At 72.0% G+C, this 15,293-nt stretch carries 11 protein-coding genes and 1 pseudogene; 1 reads left to right on the plus strand and 11 read right to left on the minus strand.

Translation table 11 applies throughout. The annotated features are described in order from the left end of the window. Window positions 1-72 precede the first annotated feature (72 nt). The 3 genes from proB to BU197_RS23435 all read right to left on the minus strand — a co-directional run bounded on the left by proB (window position 73) and on the right by BU197_RS23435 (window position 2,914). On the minus strand, window positions 73-1,176 hold the full coding sequence (proB, locus tag BU197_RS23425) for a glutamate 5-kinase (RefSeq protein ID WP_188270296.1): 1,104 nt from the start codon (window positions 1,174-1,176) through the stop codon (window positions 73-75). Between the two features lie 131 nt (window positions 1,177-1,307). After that, a complete protein-coding gene (locus tag BU197_RS23430) occupies window positions 1,308-1,730 on the minus strand; it encodes a GtrA family protein (RefSeq protein ID WP_188270297.1) in 423 nt (140 codons plus the stop codon). Window positions 1,731-1,915: 185 nt separating this feature from the next. Continuing rightward, the gene (locus tag BU197_RS23435) at window positions 1,916-2,914 is read right to left on the minus strand and encodes a glycosyltransferase family 2 protein (protein ID WP_188270285.1); all 999 of its coding nucleotides are present in this window, start codon (window positions 2,912-2,914) and stop codon (window positions 1,916-1,918) included. Window positions 2,915-3,145: 231 nt separating this feature from the next. On the opposite strand from BU197_RS23435, the gene BU197_RS23440 reads away from it, so the two are divergent. Continuing rightward, window positions 3,146-4,846: a hypothetical protein gene (locus tag BU197_RS23440; protein WP_188270286.1), complete on the plus strand. Its 1,701-nt coding sequence runs from the start codon at window positions 3,146-3,148 to the stop codon at window positions 4,844-4,846. A gap of 415 nt (window positions 4,847-5,261) precedes the next feature. Here the strand turns inward: BU197_RS23440 and galE are convergent, their stop codons facing one another. The 8 genes and pseudogenes from galE to BU197_RS23480 form a co-directional block, all read right to left on the minus strand. After that, window positions 5,262-6,245: a UDP-glucose 4-epimerase GalE gene (gene galE, locus BU197_RS23445; protein ID WP_188270287.1), complete on the minus strand. Its 984-nt coding sequence runs from the start codon at window positions 6,243-6,245 to the stop codon at window positions 5,262-5,264. Between the two features lie 138 nt (window positions 6,246-6,383). Next, window positions 6,384-7,538, minus strand: a complete 1,155-nt coding sequence (locus BU197_RS23450) for a glycosyltransferase (protein WP_188270288.1) — start codon at window positions 7,536-7,538, stop codon at window positions 6,384-6,386. Further along, the gene (locus BU197_RS23455) at window positions 7,531-10,314 is read right to left on the minus strand and encodes a CDP-glycerol glycerophosphotransferase family protein (RefSeq protein ID WP_188270289.1); all 2,784 of its coding nucleotides are present in this window, start codon (window positions 10,312-10,314) and stop codon (window positions 7,531-7,533) included. Before BU197_RS23455 ends, BU197_RS23450 begins: the two co-directional genes overlap by 8 nt. Before the next feature lie 204 nt (window positions 10,315-10,518). Beyond that, window positions 10,519-12,156, minus strand: a complete 1,638-nt coding sequence (locus BU197_RS23460; RefSeq protein ID WP_188270290.1) for a glycosyltransferase family 2 protein — start codon at window positions 12,154-12,156, stop codon at window positions 10,519-10,521. A 426-nt stretch (window positions 12,157-12,582) separates the two neighbouring features. Beyond that, complete coding sequence (gene obgE / locus BU197_RS23465; protein WP_188270291.1) at window positions 12,583-14,022, minus strand: GTPase ObgE; 1,440 nt, start codon at window positions 14,020-14,022, stop codon at window positions 12,583-12,585. Between the two features lie 106 nt (window positions 14,023-14,128). Beyond that, complete coding sequence (rpmA, locus tag BU197_RS23470; protein WP_073807354.1) at window positions 14,129-14,383, minus strand: 50S ribosomal protein L27; 255 nt, start codon at window positions 14,381-14,383, stop codon at window positions 14,129-14,131. A gap of 14 nt (window positions 14,384-14,397) precedes the next feature. Further along, entirely contained in the window at window positions 14,398-14,718 is a 321-nt protein-coding gene (gene rplU, locus BU197_RS23475; protein ID WP_030013082.1) for a 50S ribosomal protein L21, read from the minus strand. 246 nt (window positions 14,719-14,964) lie between these two features. After that, window positions 14,965-15,293 (minus strand): annotated as a pseudogene (locus BU197_RS23480) (ribonuclease E/G); the annotation flags it as partial.

Below are 15,293 nucleotides of genomic sequence, written 5' to 3' on the forward strand. Positions count from 1 at the left end.
ACATGGGGCGGTTTTGATGAACGTCCCTTCCGGATGGCCGCACTTTCAGCCGTTTCGGGTGGGGCGTACGAGTCAGTGGATGACGACCAGATCGTCGCGGTGGACGACCTCGCGTTCGTACTCCGGGCCGAGTTCCGCCGCGAGGGCGTGGGTGGAGCGGCCGAGCATCCGGGGCAGTTCCTTGGCGTCGAAGTTGACCAGGCCGCGGGCGACGGCCCGGCCGTCGAGGTCGCGCAGCTCGACCGGGTCACCGGCCACGAAGTCGCCCTCGACGCCCGAGACACCTGCCGCGAGCAGGGACTTCTTGCCTTCGACGACGGCGTGGACGGCTCCGTCGTCGAGGGTGAGGGAGCCCTGGGGGGTGGAGGCGTGGGCGAGCCAGAGGAGGCGGTCGGCGGAGCGGCGGCCGGTGCGGTGGAAGTAGGTGCCGGTGTCGCGTCCGGCGAGGGCGTCGGCGGCGCGGCTGGCGGAGGTGAGGACGACGGGGATGCCCGCGGCGGCGGCGATCCGGGCGGCCTCGACCTTGGTGACCATGCCTCCGGTGCCCACGCCCGCCTTTCCGGCCGTGCCGATCTCGACGTGGGCGATGTCCTCGGGGCCCGTGACCCGGGCGATCCGGGTGGTGCCGGGCTTGGCGGGGTCGCCGTCGTAGAGGCCGTCGACGTCGGAGAGGAGGACGAGGAGGTCGGCGCGGACGAGGTGGGCGACGAGCGCGGCGAGCCGGTCGTTGTCGCCGAAGCGGATCTCGTCGGTGGCGACGGTGTCGTTCTCGTTGACGACGGGGAGCGCGCCCATGGCCAGGAGCTGGTCGAGGGTGCGGTAGGCGTTGCGGTAGTGGGCGCGGCGGCTGGTGTCGTCGGTGGTGAGGAGGACCTGGCCGACGCGGACGCCGTAGCGGGCGAAGGAGGCGGTGTAGCGGGCGACGAGAAGGCCCTGGCCGACGCTGGCCGCGGCCTGCTGGCGGGCGAGGTCCTTGGGTCTGCGGGTGAGGCCGAGGGGGGCGAGACCGGCGGCGATGGCGCCGGAGGAGACGAGGACGATCTCCCTCTCACCGCCGCTGCGGACCTTGGCGAGGACGTCGACGAGGGCGTCGACGCGGTCGGCGTCGAGCCCTCCGGAGGCGGTGGTGAGCGAGGAGGAGCCGACCTTGACGACGATCCTGCGGGCCTCCGTCACATACGGTCGCGCGAGCCCCGCCCCGGTCGTCTCCTCGGTGCTCACCTGTGTCGTCACGTCCGTCGCCACCTGCGTCGTCCTCACTCGGCTGTCCTGCGCGCGGCCGGCTCGGGCCGCGGCTGCCAGGCAATCTACGCGAGCCGGGAGGGCTGCCGCTCGTCCGTTTCGCTTCCTGGACCCGAGTCGGCGGTGTTCCCGGCGGCGGCACGGGGCACCAGGATGCGCTGGGAGATCACGTAGGTGAACGGGATGGCGACGACGGCGGCGACGAGTGGCGCGATCCGGTCGTCCATTCCGGCCCAGCTGACGAGGGCGTACAGACCGACGCTCTGCACCAGGTAGTTGGTGACGTTGGTGAGCGGGAAGAGGGCGAACTTCTTCCAGGTGGGGCGGGTGCGGTAGGTGAAGTAGGTGTTGAGGAAGAAGGAGCCGACCATGCTGAGGAGGAAGGCGAGGGTATACGCGGCGAAGTACGGCATCAGGGGATGGAGCAGCAGGTAACAGCCGAAGAAGGTGAGGGTGTTGACCCCGCCGACCAGGGCGAAGCGGAATATCTCGGCGAGCCGGAGGCGACGGCGCGGGACGGCCGGCGCGGTGTCGGCCCCGGTGGAGGTATGGCCGGTTCCCGTGGGTACGCCTTCGCTTCCGGTCCGGGTATGGCCGGTTCCGGTGGGTGTGCGGTCGCTTCCGGTCGGGGTGGGGCCGGGTCCTGTCGGGGTGGGGCCGGGTCCTGTGGGCATCAGCGCTCGCCCTCCGCCGTCGCGAGCCGGGCCCGTCCGGGACCGGTGGCGCGTTCGGCGGCGCCGCGTCCGAAGGAGCGGTGCGTCTCCTTGACGAGGAAGTGCGGGCGGCGTTTGGTCTCGTAGTAGATGCGCCCGATGTACTCCCCGATGAGTCCGAGCATGACCATCTGGACGCCCCCGAGGCCCACGATGATCGCGACCAGGGTGACGTATCCGGGGGCGGTGACGCCCTGGGTGAGGGCGGCGGCTGTCACCCAGACGGCGTACACGGCGGCGAGTCCGGTGAGCATCATGCCGAGCCAGAGGGCGATGCGCAGGGGGCGGTTGTTGAAGGAGATCAGCCCGTCCATGCCGTAGTTGACCAGGGAGCTGAACCGCCACTTGGTCTCGCCGCCCTCGCGTGCGGCGTTGCGGTAGTCGAAGGTGACGGTGGAGAAGCCGATCCAGGAGAACAGGCCCTTGGAGAAGCGGTTGTACTCGGGGAGGGAGAGCAGCGCGTCCACGGCGGGCCGGGAGAGCAGCCGGAAGTCGCCGACGCCGTCGGCGAGTTCGACGTCGACCCAGCGGTTGACGGCCCGGTAGTACACCCGGCTGAGGACGGAGCGGATCTTCTTGTCGCCCTCGCGGGTACGCCGGGCCATGACCTGGTCGTGCCCCTGGTGGTGCAGGTCGAGCATGCGTCCGAGGAGTTCGGGCGGGTGCTGGAGGTCGGCGTCCATGATGACCACGGCGTCGCCGGTGGACTTGCGCAGTCCGGCGAGCATGGCGGCTTCCTTGCCGAAGTTGCGACTGAAGGAGGCGTACTGGGTGCGGTGCGGGTACCGGGCGGCGATCGCCCGGAGTCTGGCCAGCGTTCCGTCGGAACTGCCGTCGTCGACGTAGCAGATCTCGTAGCCGACGGGGAGGGTGTCGAGCACCTGCCGCATCCGCGCGTCGAAGCGTTCGACGACGTCCTCCTCGTTGAAGCAGGGGACGACGACGGAGAGCCTGGTCATGGAACGGTCACTCCAGAGGATTGGGCGAGAGTACGTCCTGAGGGACCGTCACCGGACTCTCCTTCGAGCAGCGCGGCCAGGGTACGGAGCGGTGGTGACCGCCCGGCGTCGGTGGGGTGGCCACCCCCGGTCGGCATGTCGTCCATGCAGGAAAGCATGCAAGGAAGATATTGATATACGTGGCATTTATACCTATTTGTCACCCGTAGAGCCCTCGTGGAGCGATGACCGGTGAGCAGGACGACCCTCTCGGACCGTGGTGACAGGACGACGGCGGACGACGGCGGAGCAGGCGGCGGCGGAACGGCCCCGGACGACGACACCGACGGGCTGCGGCGCGCGCTCCCCCCGGTCGGGCTCCTCGTCGCCGCCGGAGCCGGGGCGCTGCTCTCCGTCGGCGCCTTCCTCGGCCTCCACGTCCGCCCCACGTCGGACGACTGGTGTGCGCTGTGGAAGGTCCGTGACCTGGGCGTCCTCGGCATCACCGGGGACTTCTACCGGACCCAGAACGGACGGGTCACCAACGCCTTCCTGACCGGTCTGCTCTACTCCGACGGCATGCGGGGGCCGAAGCTGCTGCCCGCCTTCCTGGTCCTCGCGCTGGGCACGGGCCTGTTCCTGCTCGGGCGGGCGGTCCTGCGCCCGAGCCGTCCGCCCGCCGTCCTGCTCGTGGCCGCCGCCGCGCTCCTCCCGGCGCTGCTCTTCTTCGCCGGTACCCGCACCTATCAGGTGCTGCTCTGGACCCCGGCCACCATCTCCCACACCCTGCCCGGTGTGATCGGCCTCTGGACCGTGCTCGGCGCCGTCGCCGCCGCCCGCAGCGAGCTGCGGTGGGCCAGGACCGCCGCCGCCGGGTCCGCGCTCCTGGTCGGGGTGGCCTCCGGGATGCTGAGCGAACCGTTCAGCCTGGTCGCCGGGGTCCTCGCGAGCGCCGTCGGCGTCCTCTGCCTGCCCCGGTTCGGCTGGGCCAGGGACCGGTACACGAGCACCTGGTGCGCGGCCGCCTGCCTCGGCCTCGCCATCGGCCTCGTCATCCTCTACACCTCCCCCGGCGCCCGATGGCGCCGCTCCCGGCACCCGGGGAACCCCCTCTCGGCGACGGAACTGGCGGAGACCTTCGGCGACTGGTGGCGGCTCTGGGGGACGATCGCCGGGCAGGGTGCGTATCTGGGGGCGGTGGGCGTCGGCGCGCTCATCGGCCTGGCCCTCGCCGTCACCGCGCCCCGCCACGCCGGAACCGGTCCCCACCGGCCCGAAACCGGTCCCCAACGCTCCGGAACCAGTCCCCACCGGCCCGGGACCGGCCCCAGCAGGTCCGGGGCCGATCCCCGCAGGTCCGAGGTCGCCCCCCGCGGTCCCGGGACCGATACCCGGCGGCCCGGGACCGACCCCCGTCACCCCGCCTGGAACCGCCCGCCCCGCCGTCTGTTCCTGGTGGCGGTGCTGCTCCCCCTGCCGCTGATCGCCCTCGCCTCGCTCGCCGTCATCGTCGGGCTGCGCAGCGGATACGGGGACGCGGGCTGGACCTACGGGCGCGCCTGGACCAGCTTCCTGCTGCCGCTGCTGCTGACCCTCTGCGCGTACGGGGCGTGGGGCGGGTACGTCCTCGGGCTCCGGCTCCTGGCGCCGGGCCGTCCCGCCGCGCGGGCGGCTGCGCTCGTGGCGGCGGGTGCGGTCGCCGTCGGCGGGGCGGCGGCCCTGGTGCGGCCGGTGTACGCGTTGACCACGGTGACGGTGGTGCGGGGTGTGGCCTGGGACCGGCAGGACGCCCGCATCCGGACGGAGGTGGCGGCGGGCGCCCGGGAGGTCGCGTACCGCCCGTACCTGATCGGCGGGCTCAGCGAACCGCTCTTCGCCCCCTCGTACGAGCGCGACTGGGCGGCGCAGTGCGCGGCCAGGTACTACCGGGTGGACCGGATCCACCGCCCGTGAGGCCCGGGAGAACCAGGAGGACAGAGAGTCCGGGGAGGCCCGGGAGAACCGAGAGTCCAGGGAGGCCCGAGGGTCCCGGGAGGCCCGGGAGAACCAGGAGGCCCGGGAGAACCAGGAGGCCCGAGAGAACCAGGAGGCCCGAGAGAACCAGGAGGCCCGAGAGAACCAGGAGGGCCCGAGAGGCCCGGCAAGACGGAGAGGACCGGGCAGCCAGCCGGACGCGCGGGCACGCGACGGCGCGCGGAGGCGGACGCCCCCGCGCGGACGACTACACCGGACGCCCCCGCGCGCACACCGCACGGACACCGCGCCCGACACCCGTACGCGCCCCGCCGCGCCGGACGCGCCGGACGCGCGACGGCGGGGTGCCCCGGACCCTTCGGTCCCGGGCGCCCCGCCGTCGGTGGTCCGTGCGTCAGACCGTCACGCGGTTGGCGCTCCAGCCCTCCCAGGCGGAGCTGATCATGGAGCGGACGTCGTGCTTGGCCTTCCAGCCCAGCTCCGACTCGATACGCTCCGCCGAGGCGACCACCCGGGCCGGGTCGCCCGGCCGGCGCGGGGTCACCACGGGCTCGGCGCTGTGTCCGGTGACCTCGTTGATCAGGTCGACCATCTCGCGCACCGACACGCCCTCGCCGCGCCCGATGTTGAGGGTCAGCGTGGCCGTCTCGCCGGCCTCGCCCGCCGCCGCGAGCGCGCGGGCCGCCGCCAGGTGCGCGTCCGCGATGTCGGCGACGTGGATGTAGTCACGGATGCAGGTGCCGTCCGGCGTCGGGTAGTCGTCGCCGAAGATACGCGGGGACTCGCCCGCGTCGAGCCGCTCGAAGACCATCGGCACCAGGTTGAAGACCCCGGTGTCGGCCAGCTCGGGGGCCGCAGCGCCCGCCACGTTGAAGTAGCGCAGACAGGCGGTCGACAGACCGTGGGCCTGGCCGACGGCGCGCGCCATCCACTCGCCGACGAGCTTGGTCTCGCCGTACGGGCTCAGCGGCAGGCACTCGGTGTCCTCGGTGACGAGGTCCACGTCGGGCATGCCGTAGACGGAGGCGGAGGAGGAGAAGAGGAAGCTCTTCACCCCGGCGCCGGCCGCCGCTTCGAGGATGGTCTGGAGCCCCGTGACGTTCTCACGGTAGTAGTACAGCGGCTTCTCGACCGACTCGCCGACCTGCTTCTTGGCGGCCAGGTGCACGATGCCCTCGACCTGGTGCTCGCGCAGGACGCGGTCGAGGAACGCGCGGTCGAGGACCGAGCCCTCCTCCAGGGTGACGCCCTCGGGGACGCGCGCCGGGTTGCCCGTGCTGAGGTCGTCGACCACGACGACGCGCTCGCCGCCCTCGGTCATTGCTTTGACGACGTGGGAACCGATGTAACCGGCGCCGCCGGTGATGAGCCAGGTCATTCCGACAGTGTAGCCACGCCGTCCGACCACTCCCCCGGCCCCCATAGGGCCCCCGTGGAGCCCCGGTGCAGCCCCCGGGCACGCGGAAGCCCCGCCGGGAGACGGTCCCGGCGGGGCTCCTCGTACGCCTCGGACGACCTAGCGCTCGATCTCGGTGAACGCCGCTTCCCACTGGTCGAGGACGTGCGGCAGCGCGAGGTGGGCCACGTGCTCACGGCCTGCGGCGCCGTACCGGCGGCGCATGTCCGCGTCGTCCATCAGCTCGCCGAGCGCGGTGGCGAGCCCCGGCACGTCGGCCGGGGGCACCAGGGTGCCGGTGACGCCGTCGTCGACCAGCTCGCGGACACCGCCGGAGACGTCGAAGCTGACGCACGGCACACCGCAGGCGGCGGCCTCGGCGAGCGCCATCGGGCGGCCCTCGCGCTCACTGCTGATCGCGACGATCGACAGCTCGCGGTAGGCGGCGGCCATGTCCCGCGCGGTGCCCCGGAAGACGACCTGCTCGGCGACGCCGAGGTCCTCGGCCGCCATCCGCAGCTGGCTCTCCAGCGGGCCCTCGCCGAAGAGGTGCAGCTCCCAGCCGTCCCGGCCCTTGTGCGCCTGCGCGAAGGCCTCGATCAGCCGGTCGTACCGCTTGATCGGGTCGAGCCGGCCGACCGCGCCGATCTTCCGGGTGTCGAGCGGAGCCCGCTCGTCCGGGTAGAACGGCAGCGGGTTCGGCATGACCCGCACGTTCGGCACGCGCTGGTTCACGAACTCGACCGCGTCGCCCTCGGAGAGCACCAGGGTCTGTTCCAGCCTCGGGTAGTGCCGCCGGATCAGCCCCAGGTTGGCGCTGCGCTTCGCCTGCGCGAAGGACTCGTGGTACTGCCCTATGCCCTTGAGGTGCCGCCACTTCAGCGGCATGACCCAGTCCACCGCCCACGGCGAGCCGAAGACGATGTAGCCGTCCTCGACCTCGGCGAGCTTGCGCTCGAACTCGGCCCGCGCCTGGTCGCGCTCGGTCCGCGCGCGCCGGGTGTCGGCGCGCCGCGCCAGGCTGAGCCGGTCGCCGACCGTACGCACGGGCGGCTTGGGCGCGGTGGGCGCCGGGTAGAGCGTCGAGTGCCGGTAGGAGCGCGTCTCGTTGTACGGGAACGGTTCGAGGCTGGGCCGGATGCCGATCAGCTCGACACGGTGACCGCGCTCCCCCATGCCCTGGGCGAGGGTGTGCAGCACCCGCTGGGATCCGCCCATCGAGTCGACGTCGATGCCGACGAAGAACACGTTGCGGACGGGGGAGGCCTCAGTCATGGGTGCCGCCTTCGAAAAAAGCGTCGACCACCAGCTTGCTCGCGTGGCCGGTCTCGTACGAGCAGAACATTTCCTGGAAGCGCGCGTACCGCTGGGCGTGCCGCTCCTTGACGCCCTCCAGGTCCCGCACGGCTGCGGCGAGGTCCTCGGTGGTCGTCAGCATCGGCCCCGGAGCGATGTCCTCCAGGTCGTAGTACGTGCCGCGGTCGCCGCCCTTGTACGACTCGTAGTCGTCCGTGTAGAGCAGGATCGGACGGCCCGTGTTGGCGTAGTCGAACATCAGCGACGAGTAGTCCGTGAGGACCGCGTCCGAGGCCAGCATCACATCGTTGATGTCGGCGAAGGCGGAGCCGTCGCGCAGGAAGTGACCCAGCTCGGGGGCGATGGAGAACCGGTCGTACGGGTGCGTCCGCACGACGACGACCCACTCGTCGGAGAGCTGCGTGGCCAGCTCCGCCAGGTCCACGCGGACCGACTGCCCGGTGCGGCGGGCCGCGTCCCGGAAGGTCGGGGCGTAGAGCAGGACCTTCTTGCCCTCCGGGATGTGCAGCGCCTCGCGGACCTCGGCCGCACGGGCCTGCTGCTCGGGCTCGGCCCAGCGGACGAGCACGTCGTTGCGCGGGTAGCCGGAGCGGATCAGATCGGCCGACACCTCGAAGGCGGGGACGAAGGTCCGCTCGAACTCGGCGCTCGGGCAGACCAGCGCGTCCCAGCGGCCCACGGCCGCGCGGAACCGCGCCTTCTCGATGTCCGACGCGCCGCGCAGCGACGGCACGTCGAAGCCCATCGCCTTGAAGGTCTGGCCGTGCCAGGTCTGGAGGTACCGGGTGCCCTTGGGCTTCGGGTACAGATACGGCAGGTTGTGCGAGTCGACCCAGTAGGTCGCCCGCGCCAGCGCCCGCCCGTAGGCGAAGCTGCCGCGCTTGACGAGGGTGACGTCGTCGGGGAAGGACGCGCGGTTGCCCGAGTACGACCAGATCACGTCGATCGGGAGGTTGCGGCGCTTCAGCTCCTCGTAGATGTAGCGCGGGCTGTCCGCGTAGCCGCGGCCCTCCATCGCCTCGAAGACGGCGAGGCTGCGCTTGCGCGGGAGCTTGGACACGGCGTCGTACGCGGTGGCCTTGCCCTCGTTGCCCACGAGGATCTTGCGGACCTTGCCGACCTTGCCCTTGGCCTTGCGGGCGTAGGGGCCGAACGGTTCGAGCGACTTCAGGACGCCGGACCGCTCCCAGGTGACCTCAAGGCGGCCCGCGCCCTTCTGCTCCGCCCGGACGCGCAGGTGGTGGATGCCGAAGGTGTGGTAGGTGACGGTGGCGCGGAAGTCCGGCTGGTCGTGCCGGGCGAGCAGTATGTCCGTACGGCGGGAGCCGTCCCGCTCCAGGGAGACGACCGGGTGGCGACGGGTCGCCACGCCGACCTTGCCGACCGGCACCTTGCGCAGGTCAAGCTCGGCCTTGGAGACGTACTGCCCCTCGCCGTCCGGGCGCAGCGTCAGCGGCACCGACAGCGGGACCTTGTGCGCGGCGAGCTTCACGGAGGCTTCGGTGCCCTCGGTGATCAGACCCGCCGGGTCGTACGTACGGATCTCCAGGTGCACGACCGGGCCGCGCATCGTCACGGAGGTCAGCTCGTGCCGCAGCCGTCCGGTGGCCAGGACCTGATCGCGCAGGTGCCACTCGCTGATGTCCAGCTCGGCGCGGCTCCGGTCGTCGGCGGGGGCGACGGCGCCCCAGTAGGTGACGTCCCCCTCCTCCGTCGCGAAGCGCGGCGCGAGCTGCGGCCGGCCGAGCTGGCGGGCGGCGACGAGCAGCTCTTCGAGGCGCCCGGTGCGCAGCAGGTGGATGCAGACGCGCTCCTCGCGGGAGAGGCGCTCGTAGGTCTCGTCGGCGATCTCTTCGAGGTACGGGTTGACGACCTCGGCGAACTCGGCGGTCCACTCCAGGTCACGGAAGGGCAGGTCGCCCAGGTAGAGGCGGAAGTCGTGGCGGAGGAACTTGTAGTCCTTCTCCGCGCGCAGCTCCGCGCGCCCGTTCTCCTCGAACCAGGTGTCGATGAGCCGGGCGACGCCGATGCGGTCCGCCACGTTCTGGATCTTGTGGCGGCTGGAGGAGATGGAGACGCTCTCCGGCGCCAGACGCCAGACGTAGACCGACCACGGGACGACGGCGAAGGACTCCGCGAGCGAGAACGCCTGCGCGGAGAACAGCTGGTCCTCGTAGTGGATGCCCTCGGGGAAGGCCAGACCGTTGTCGCGGATGAAGGCGGTCCGGTAGAGCTTGTTCGTCGACAGGTGGTCGAAGAAGTACTCGGGACTCTCGGCGATGCCCTCGACGACCCGCTTCTCGGTGAAGAGGTGCGGGTACCAGAGACCGGTGGTGTTCGACTCCTCGAAGAGGCGCGTCACCTCTCCGGTGACGAAGTCGACGCCGGTCTCCTCGGCGACCAGGAGCAGGCTCTTGCAGGCGTGCCGGGGCAGCTCGTCGTCGCTGTCCAGGAACATGACGTACGGGGCGCGGGCCACCGCGATGCCCCGGTTGCGGGGCGCGCTGCACCCGCCGCTGTTCTGTTCGAGGCGCACATAGCGGACACGGGGGTCGGAGGCCTCAAGGGAACGCGCGACGCGCTCGGTGTCATCGGTCGAGCAGTCGTCGGCGATGATCACTTCGAGGTTGTTCAGGGTCTGGTCGAGCACCGACCGGACCGCTCGCGGGAGCCGTTCCTCATCGTTGTAGACGATGATGACGACGCTCACATCAGGGACGTCGCTAGTCGGCATCCAAGTCCTCTCACAGGTGCGGGGCGGCAACGTCTGGCACGCGTCCCGGCCGGCGGTACACCGGCTGCGCCAGGGTCAATGGCGCTTTACGGCTTTCACAGGTGTGGGTGCCGCCACCTGCATGAGGAGCGCCACCCGACGACCGGAAGACTACCCGGCCGGATGAATTGTTCCATACCTGCTCTCGCGTACCTTCGGTGATGTTCACCGGAACGCAAGAAGCCTCCGGAAGCGCCCCGACACCACCTGCCGCGCGCCGGTCGCACCCCCCGCGAAACGGAGCACGAGACCGCGCCGCGCCGAGGCGACCACCTGCACCAGGAGCACCCGGCCCAGCCGCCCGAGAACCATGCCGCGCCGGCCCGTGAACCCGCCCGGAGCCCTGACCTCGACCGTTCCCGTCGACCCGTCCGCGTAGCGCACCTCGGCCCGCAGCGACCAGGAGGCGAGCCGCCCCGCGCGCAGCAGCTTCGACGTCGGCACCGACACGGTCGCCGTCCAGCCCTCGTCCGCGCGGAGCAGCGGCGCCTCGGCCGACAGCTCGGCGGCGGAGACCCGCTCGGTGAACGACACGCCGACGGAGAGCGGCGCGAGGGCCGCGACACGCCCGTACAGGTCGTGCACGGTGACGGTCAGCCGGGTCGACGCGCCCACGGCCACCTCGCCGTCCACGGCCACCGGCAGTTCACCGGGGGCCAGCTCCGCGAGACCCGCCAGGGGTACGTCGGCGGGGGCGGCGGCCAGCACCGGCGTGCCGTCCCCGGCGCGCGGGTACGGCGGCACGAGTCGGGGCAGGGGCGCGGCCAGCTCGACGAACCGGGTCAGCTCGGGGCCTTCCGGTACGGCGGCCAGGGCCGCGAAGGCGGAGTGCAGCCAGCGGGACGGTGCCTGGGCGGCGGCGACGGCGGCGTCCTCGAAACCGAGGAGGTGGGTGCGGGTCGCCGTCCACCAGCCCGCCCGGTAGTCGGCGGTGCGCTGGGGCAGCTCGCGCAGATACATGGGGAGGTCGTAGTCGAGGAACTTCGCCTGCGCCGCACGGGCGAGCGCGGGGTGGCCCGCCGCGCGGAAGACGTCGACGACGGCGGCGTGGGCGGCGATCCGGTGCTCCCAGTTCGCCAGGGAGGCGCGGCGCAGCGAGATCGACAGGGTCGCGGCCTGACGGCGTACATGCCAGACGTAGACGGGCACGTCGGTGACGGCGAGCCGGGGGACGGCGGCCTGCACCCGGGCGCTGAAGACGAAGTCCTCGTAGTGGAAGGCGCCGTCGGGGAAGCGGATCGCGTGCCGGTCGAGGAAGTCGCGGCGGTAGAGCTTGTTGACGGAGAGGGTGTCGAGGACGAACTCGGGGTGCGCCGCGATGCCGTCGATGACGGTGCCGGGAAGCGTGGCGCCCCGCGTCACGTCGTACAGCGTGGGGGCCCAGACGGTCTCGCGCCCCTCCGGCAGCTCACGCCGGACGCAGACCCCGGCGACGACATCCGCGCGCTCGGCCTCGGCGACGGCCAGCAGCCCGTCGACGGCCCCGGGCATCAGCAGGTCGTCGCTGTCCAGGAAGAGGACGTACGGGTGGACGGCGGCGGCGACGCCGTCGTTGCGGGGGGTGCCGCAGCCGCCGCTGTTCTCGGTCCTGACCAGCGGGCGGACCCGCGGCTCGGCGGCGAAACCGGCCAGCACCTCGGGGGTCGCGTCCCCGGACGCGTCGTCGACGACGACGACCTCGCCGACGGCCTCGCCCTGCGCGAGAGCGGAACGGACGGCGTCGGCGACGTGCGCCGCGTCGTTGTACGCGATGACGACGACACTGACCCGCGCGACCGCCTGCGGCCGGGAACTCTCGCTCATCCGAGAATCCTACGCGGGCCCCTCAACCGGAATCCGGGCCGGTCGGGACCCGTACCGCACACACACCGACGGCCGGACACCCACTCGGGCACCCGGCCGCCACCGTGCACGATACGGACCTGCCGAACGCGCATCGGCGCCGTCCGACGGGCCTGCGGGCCGCTCGGGCACGGGACGAACCGTCGCCCTCCCGCTCCGCCCGGCGGCCCCGCGTCCCCTCTGGAACGGGTCGAACTCGTCGTACTCCCGCTGCGCCTCGTCCCGCTCCGCATCCCGGTCGCGACGACGCTGGGCGGCGGGGCGGGGGGCCTCCAGGCGGTGGGCAGAACCCCTCGACCGCCCCCCCTCGCACGGCTCGGCCCCGGGGGTGCCTCACCGGCTTCGGGAGGCTGCGCCCCGGCTCCGCCCGGCGGCCCCGCGTCCCCCCTAGAACGGGTCGAACTCGTCGTACTCCCGCTGCGCCTCGTCCCGCTCCGCGTCCCGGTCGCGACGACGCTGGGCGGCGGGGCGGGGGGCTTCGAGGCGGTGGTCCTCGCCTCGGCGGCCGAGCATTTCGGCGCCCGCCATCATCGTGGGCTCCCAGTCGAAGACGACCGCGTTGTCGTCGGCGCCGATCGCCACGCCGTCGCCCGCGCGGGCGCCCGCCTTCATCAGCCGGTCCTCGACGCCGAGGCGGTTGAGGCGGTCGGCCAGGTAGCCCACGGCCTCGTCGTTGCTGAAGTCGGTCTGGCGGACCCAGCGCTCCGGCTTCTCGCCGCGCACCCGGTAGACGTCCTCGGCCTCGTCGTACGTGACCGTGAAGCCCGCGTCGTCGACGGCCTTCGGGCGGATGACGACCCGGGTCGCCTCCTCCACCGGCTTGGCCGCGCGCGCCTCGGCGACGATCCCGGCGAGGGCGAAGGACAGCTCCTTGAGGCCGAGCCGCGCCACGGCGGAGGCCTCGAAGACCTGGTAGCCGCGTGCTTCGAGGTCCGGGCGGATCATGTCCGCGAGGTCCTGGCCGTCGGGGATGTCGACCTTGTTGAGGACGACGATCCTCGGCCGGTCCTCAAGACCGCCGTACTGCCGCAGCTCCTCCTCGATGATGTCGAGGTCGGTGACCGGGTCGCGGTCCGACTCCAGCGTCGCCGTGTCCAGGACGTGCACGAGGACCGAGCAGCGCTCCACATGGCGGAGGAATTCGAGGCCCAGGCCGCGGCCCTGGCTGGCGCCCGGGATGAGCCCCGGCACGTCGGCGATCGTGTAGACCGTGGAACCGGCGGTGACGACGCCCAGGTTCGGGACGAGCGTGGTGAACGGGTAGTCCGCGATCTTCGGCTTGGCGGCGGAGAGCACCGAGATCAGCGAGGACTTTCCGGCGCTGGGGTAGCCGACGAGCGCCACGTCCGCGACGGTCTTCAGCTCCAGGATGATGTCGCGCGCCTCGCCCGGCTCGCCGAGCAGCGCGAAGCCGGGGGCCTTGCGGCGCGCGGAGGAGAGCGCCGCGTTGCCAAGACCGCCGCGACCGCCCTGGCCCGCGACGAAGGTGGTGCCCTGGCCGACGAGGTCGGCGAGGACGTTGCCCTGCTTGTCGAGGACGACGGTGCCGTCGGGCACGAACAGGACCAGGTCCTGGCCGTCCTTGCCGGAGCGGTTGTCACCGGCGCCGGGCTGTCCGTTGGTCGCCTTGCGGTGCGGCGAGTGGTGGTACTCGAGGAGCGTGGTGACGGCCTGGTCGACGACCAGGGTCACATCGCCGCCACGTCCGCCGTTGCCGCCGTCGGGCCCGCCGAGCGGCTTGAACTTCTCCCGATGGACGGAGGCGCAGCCGTGGCCTCCGTTACCCGCGGCGACGTGCAGCTCGACGCGGTCCACGAAGGTGGTCATGGGTGTGCCTCCAAGTACTGATGTGCGGAATGTCTATCTAGTAACACGCGAAAGGCGGACCCGCTTCCCTGTCGGGAAGTGAGGTCCGCCTCCGCAAAGGTTCCGATCAGGCGACCGGAACGATGTTCACGACCTTGCGGCCACGGTGGGTGCCGAACTGCACCGAACCGGCCTGCAGGGCGAACAGAGTGTCGTCGCCACCACGGCCGACACCGGCGCCCGGGTGGAAGTGGGTGCCACGCTGACGGATCAGGATCTCACCCGCGTTGACGACCTGACCACCGAAGCGCTTCACGCCGAGGCGCTGGGCGTTGGAGTCACGACCGTTCCGGGTGGACGATGCGCCCTTCTTGTGTGCCATTGCTCAGTCCCTCTTTACTTCGCAGCCGCGGGGATACCGGTGACCTTGATCGCCGTGTACTGCTGGCGGTGACCCTGGCGACGGCGGTAGCCGGTCTTGTTCTTGTAGCGCAGGATGTCGATCTTGGCGCCCTTGTGGTGGTCCACGACCTCGGCCGTGACCTTGATGCCGGCCAGGACCCACGGGTCGCTGGTCACGGCCTCGCCGTCGACAACGAGCAGGGTCGAGAGCTCGACCGTGTCGCCAACCTTGGCGGTGGAAATCTTGTCAACCTCAACGATGTCGCCGACAGCAACCTTGTGCTGGCGACCACCGCTGCGCACGATGGCGTACACGCGGATCTCTCTCTCACTCGGGTTCGAAACCTCTGAAGCCAGCCGCCCGCACGGACCCGAGGGCCCGCGGCGATCCGGAATCGGATGAGCGGCCTCTCCCGGCCGGCGGGAGGAAGGTGCTCAGAGGCGCGACGCGTCGATAGACACGCCGACGGTCTAGGTTACGGGCGGCTGCCTTGGGGGGTCAAATCCGCCCGTGTGGCGCGGGCCCGCTCCCGTTCGGGGGGCGGGCCCGCGCCCACCGGATCAGTCCTTGGCCGGGGCGGCGGTCTTCTCCGCCGTCTTCTTGGCCGGGGCCTTCTTCGCGGTGGTCTTCTTCGCCGCGGTCTTCTTGGTCGCCGTCGTCTTCTTGGCGGCGGCCTTCTTGGCCGTGGTCTTCTTCGCCGCGGTCTTGCGCGCCGCCGTCTTCTTGACGGGGGCGGGCTCGGCCTCGGCGGGCGCCTCGGAGACGACCTCGGCGGCCGGGGCCGGGGTCACCACCACGACGGCGGCCTCCTCGGCACCCGAGGGCGAACCGGCGGGCGCGGTGGCCTTGCGGACCACCCGGCGCCGGGCGCGCGGCGCGGCGGCCGCGG

The sequence above is a fragment of the Streptomyces sp. CBMA291 genome (assembly GCF_014596525.1).
Classification (GTDB): Bacteria; Actinomycetota; Actinomycetes; order Streptomycetales; family Streptomycetaceae; genus Streptomyces.

Excerpts from the sequence above, each read along its gene's own strand:
- BU197_RS23435 (WP_188270285.1), bottom strand. The coding sequence starts at position 2,914 with ATGACCAGGCTCTCCGTCGTCGTCCCCTGCTTCAACGAGGAGGACGTC.
- rpmA (WP_073807354.1), bottom strand. The coding sequence starts at position 14,383 with ATGGCACACAAGAAGGGCGCATCGTCCACCCGGAACGGTCGTGACTCC.
- galE (WP_188270287.1), bottom strand. The coding sequence starts at position 6,245 with ATGACCTGGCTCATCACCGGCGGCGCCGGTTACATCGGTTCCCACGTC.
- obgE (WP_188270291.1), bottom strand. The coding sequence starts at position 14,022 with ATGACCACCTTCGTGGACCGCGTCGAGCTGCACGTCGCCGCGGGTAAC.
- BU197_RS23460 (WP_188270290.1), bottom strand. The coding sequence starts at position 12,156 with ATGAGCGAGAGTTCCCGGCCGCAGGCGGTCGCGCGGGTCAGTGTCGTC.
- BU197_RS23450 (WP_188270288.1), bottom strand. The coding sequence starts at position 7,538 with ATGACTGAGGCCTCCCCCGTCCGCAACGTGTTCTTCGTCGGCATCGAC.
- BU197_RS23455 (WP_188270289.1), bottom strand. The coding sequence starts at position 10,314 with ATGCCGACTAGCGACGTCCCTGATGTGAGCGTCGTCATCATCGTCTAC.